The following is a 3,435-nucleotide window of genomic DNA, read 5'->3' as shown; positions in this document are numbered from 1 at the left end:
GGTCCGAACTTCGCCAACCAGGCCGAGTACTTCGAGAACTACACGAGCCGTGAGGCGGAGTTGGAGAACCGGCCGGCGCGGGCCGACTGGGCATGCCACCGCATCGGTGTCCCCAGCCGCCGCGGCAAGTACCTGTGGCTGCCCCTGGAGGACACGGACCAGTCGATCCTGGCCCACCTCGGCATGAGCGGCCAGCTGCTGGTCCAGCCGCGCACGGCCCCGGACGAGAAGCACCTGCGCATCCGCGTCCGCTTCACCGACACCCTTGACACCGAACTCCGCTTCGTCGACCAGCGCACCTTCGGCGGCCTCTCGCTGCACGAGAACACCCCCGACGGCCTGCCCGACGCCATCGCGCACATCGCCCGGGACCCGCTCGACGTGCTCTTCGACGACGAGGCGTTCCATCAGGCGCTGCGCCGCAAGCGGTCCACGATCAAACGGGCCCTGCTGGACCAGTCGCTGATCAGCGGCGTCGGCAACATCTACGCGGACGAGGCCCTGTGGCGCGCCCGCATCCACTACGAGCGCCCGACCGCCACCTTCACGCGTCCGCGCACCCTGATGCTCCTGGGTCATGTGCGGGACGTGATGAACGCGGCCCTCTCCGTGGGCGGCACCAGCTTCGACAGCCTGTACGTCAACGTCAACGGCGAGTCGGGGTACTTCGACCGGTCGCTCGACGCCTATGGCCGTGAGGGTTTGCCCTGCCGGCGGTGCGGCACGCCCATGCGGCGGAGGCCCTGGATGAACCGGTCGAGCTACCACTGTCCGAAGTGCCAGCGGCCGCCGCGGATCACGCCCTAGCGGAGTCGTACCGCTCGCGCGCGGCCAGGACCTCGTCCATGCTGCCCTCCACGAAGTGGATCAGGGCGAGCAGCCGCTCGGCCACGTGGCGCCCCAGCGGCGTCAGTTCGTAGTCCACCCGGGGCGGGTTGGTCGGCTGGGCCTCGCGGTGGACCAGGCCGTCGCGCTCCAGCGCGTGCAACGTCTGGGACAGCATCTTCTCGCTCACCCCGTCGACGCGGCGGCGCAACTCGTTGAAACGCAGCGAGCCCTCGTACAGGGCGCCGAGCGTGAGGCCGCCCCAGCGGCCCATGACGTGCTCCAGCGTGCCGCGCGACGGACAGGCCTTGGCGAACACGTTGTACGGGAGGTCGTCCAGCCCCTCCGTGAGCTCCTGGGTGGTGGTCATATGCCCAGCCTACTCCAGCGCAGCGCTAACCGACAGGTTGCACTAACTAGAAGTTAGTGCTTTCCTTTGGTCATCGTCAGCGACCTGCCTATTTCAGGAGTACTACGTGACCACCCCTGTCGTGTCCCTCGCCTACCACTCCGGCTACGGCCACACCGCCGTGATCGCCGAGGCCGTCCGTACCGGTGCCGTCGAAGCCGGTGCCGAGGTGCATCTGATCAAGGTCGACGAGATCACCGAGGAACAGTGGGCGGTCCTCGACCGCTCGGACGCCATCGTGTTCGGCTCGCCGACCTACATGGGCACCGCGTCCGGCGCCTTCCACGTCTTCGCGGAGGCCACCTCGAAGCGCTGGGCCACCCAGGCCTGGAAGGACAAGCTGGCCGCGGGCTTCACCAACTCCGCGTCCAAGAGCGGCGACAAGCTGCACACCCTGCAGTACTTCCAGATCCTCGCCGCGCAGCTCGGTATGCACTGGGTCAACCTCGGTCTGCTCCCGGGCTGGAACAGCAGCACCGGCTCCGAGCACGACCTGAACCGTCTCGGCGTCTTCACCGGCGCGGCAGCACAGACCAACGCCGACGAGGGCCCGGACGCCGTCCACAAGGCCGACATCGCCACGGCCGAACAGCTGGGCCGCCGCGTGGCGGAGACGGCCAGGGTGTACCTCAAGGGCCTGGCCGCCGCCTGAGCGTCGTCAGCCGGGCTCAGTAGCCGAAGTTCTGCGTCCACCAGGGGCCGCCGGAGCCGAGCTCGACGCCGACGCCCAGCGTCTTGAAGTCGCAGTTCAGTATGTTGGCGCGGTGGCCGGGGCTGTTCATCCAGGCGTCCATCACAGCCGCTGCGTCGGCCTGGCCGCGGGCGATGTTCTCGCCGCCGAGGTTGGATATCCCGGCCTTCTCGGCTCTGTCCCAGGGGGTATGGCCGTCGGGGTCGGTGTGGTCGAAGAAGCCCTGCGCGGCCATGTCCTCGCTGTAGCTCTGGGCCAGCCCGGTCAGGGCGCTGTTGGCGGCGACCGGGCTGCAGCCCACCTTGGCCCGCTCCTCGTTCACGAGGCTCAGAACCTGGGCCGCCGCGGAGGACTCCCCGGACAGGGCGGCGGAGGCGCTGGGCTTCTTCGGCGCCTTCGTGGCCGTACGCGAGGGCGTGTTGTCCGGCTTCTCGCTCGGAGTTGCCGCCGGCGCCTTCTTCTCCTGCGTCTTCTCCGGCTTCTCCGGCGTCTTCGTCGGCGCGGCCGACGACTTCGAGGCGGACGGGGACGGCGAGCCGGAACGCTCGACGTCCCGGCTGGTGGGCGCCTCGCCGCGGCTGTCGGCGCTGCCGGAGGTGCCGCCCTGCTCGATCGGGGTGTTCGTCGGCGTGTCCCCGGCCTGGACCTTGTCGGCCCCGCCGCCTCCGCCGACCTTGTAGTTGTCGAGGCCGGGCACGGCGCCGGTGGCGACCGCGACCGTGCCGAGGGCGACGGCGGCGGAGACGCCGAGCAGTCCGGTGCGCATCGGCCGGGCGGTCTTCTTGCGGCGACGGTGCGAACCGGCGCGCCGGGCGCCGCCGTCGGGCGTGAAGCTGTCGCTCGCGAACCCGTCGCTCGCGAAGACGGCCGTGTCGTTGAAGCGGTCACCCGCGGCGGACGCCTCCGCCCCGAACAGGTAGGCCTCGGTCTTCGCGTAGTTGCCGGCGTACGCCTCCGGGTTCAGATAGGGCGCGATGCCCATCGTCGGGGCGTCGTCCGCGGCGGGGTACAGCGGGTCCCGGCCCTCCGCGAAGCCGTCGGTGTGGGTGATTCCCGTGGCGCGGCCCGTGGCGGCGCGGCCGGCGTCGGAGCGTCGGTGGCGTCCCATGTCCTGGCCTTCCTCGTCCTGGCGGTCGACTCGTCCTCGAGATCAACACCAAACCCACTCGATCGTGTGAGTTTCATATGAGATTCGTTGAGGGGGGACGGTACCGCATGGCGCAAGTGGAGGAAGTGCCCGGAGAGAGATCGGGCGGTTAGGTTGCAGTCATGAGCGAGGATGTGCGACTGGTCGCCTGGGTGCGTGGACGCGTCCAAGGTGTGGGTTTCCGCTGGTTCACGCGGGCCAAGGCTCTGGAGATCGGCGGCCTGAGTGGCTTTGCTCTCAATTTGGGCGACGGCCGGGTCCAAGTGGTCGCCGAGGGCGGCCGCGAGGGCTGCGAAGGCCTGCTGGAGTGGCTCCAGGGTGACGACACGCCCGGACGCGTGGACGGCGTCACCGAGATCTGGG

At 69.8% G+C, this 3,435-nt stretch carries 5 protein-coding genes; 3 read left to right on the top strand and 2 right to left on the bottom strand.

Annotated elements, in window-relative coordinates; translation table 11 throughout:
• Positions 1-807 (top strand): bifunctional DNA-formamidopyrimidine glycosylase/DNA-(apurinic or apyrimidinic site) lyase (gene mutM / locus ABZ281_RS42890; protein WP_356663502.1); only part of this gene is annotated, 807 nt, incomplete at its 5' end.
• Here the strand turns inward: mutM and ABZ281_RS42885 are convergent.
• Positions 797-1,195, bottom strand: a complete 399-nt coding sequence (locus ABZ281_RS42885) for a helix-turn-helix domain-containing protein (RefSeq protein WP_298557397.1) — start codon at positions 1,193-1,195, stop codon at positions 797-799. The genes mutM and ABZ281_RS42885 overlap by 11 nt on opposite strands.
• Positions 1,196-1,301: 106 nt before the next feature.
• Between ABZ281_RS42885 and ABZ281_RS42880 the strand changes: the two genes are divergently transcribed.
• The gene (locus tag ABZ281_RS42880; protein ID WP_356663500.1) at positions 1,302-1,886 is read left to right on the top strand and encodes a flavodoxin family protein; all 585 of its coding nucleotides are present in this window, start codon (positions 1,302-1,304) and stop codon (positions 1,884-1,886) included.
• 16 nt (positions 1,887-1,902) lie between these two features.
• Here the strand turns inward: ABZ281_RS42880 and ABZ281_RS42875 are convergent, their stop codons facing one another.
• Positions 1,903-3,033 carry a CAP domain-containing protein gene (locus ABZ281_RS42875; protein ID WP_356663498.1) on the bottom strand — a complete coding sequence of 377 codons (1,131 nt, stop codon included), beginning with the start codon at positions 3,031-3,033 and terminating at the stop codon, positions 1,903-1,905.
• Between the two features lie 161 nt (positions 3,034-3,194).
• Between ABZ281_RS42875 and ABZ281_RS42870 the strand changes: the two genes are divergently transcribed.
• A partial coding sequence (locus tag ABZ281_RS42870) for an acylphosphatase (RefSeq protein ID WP_356663497.1) occupies positions 3,195-3,435 on the top strand: 241 nt, incomplete at its 3' end.

It is taken from the genome of Streptomyces sp. NPDC006265, assembly GCF_040613555.1.
Lineage (GTDB): Bacteria > Actinomycetota > Actinomycetes > Streptomycetales > Streptomycetaceae > Streptomyces.
Note: the sequence above shows the minus strand (reverse complement) of the source record. Positions and strands in the feature narration are given on the sequence as shown.

What these genes read in the sequence shown, in the direction of transcription:
- ABZ281_RS42885 (WP_298557397.1), bottom strand. Translation starts at nt 1,195, where the DNA reads ATGACCACCACCCAGGAGCTCACGGAGGGGCTGGACGACCTCCCGTAC.
- ABZ281_RS42875 (WP_356663498.1), bottom strand. Translation starts at nt 3,033, where the DNA reads ATGGGACGCCACCGACGCTCCGACGCCGGCCGCGCCGCCACGGGCCGC.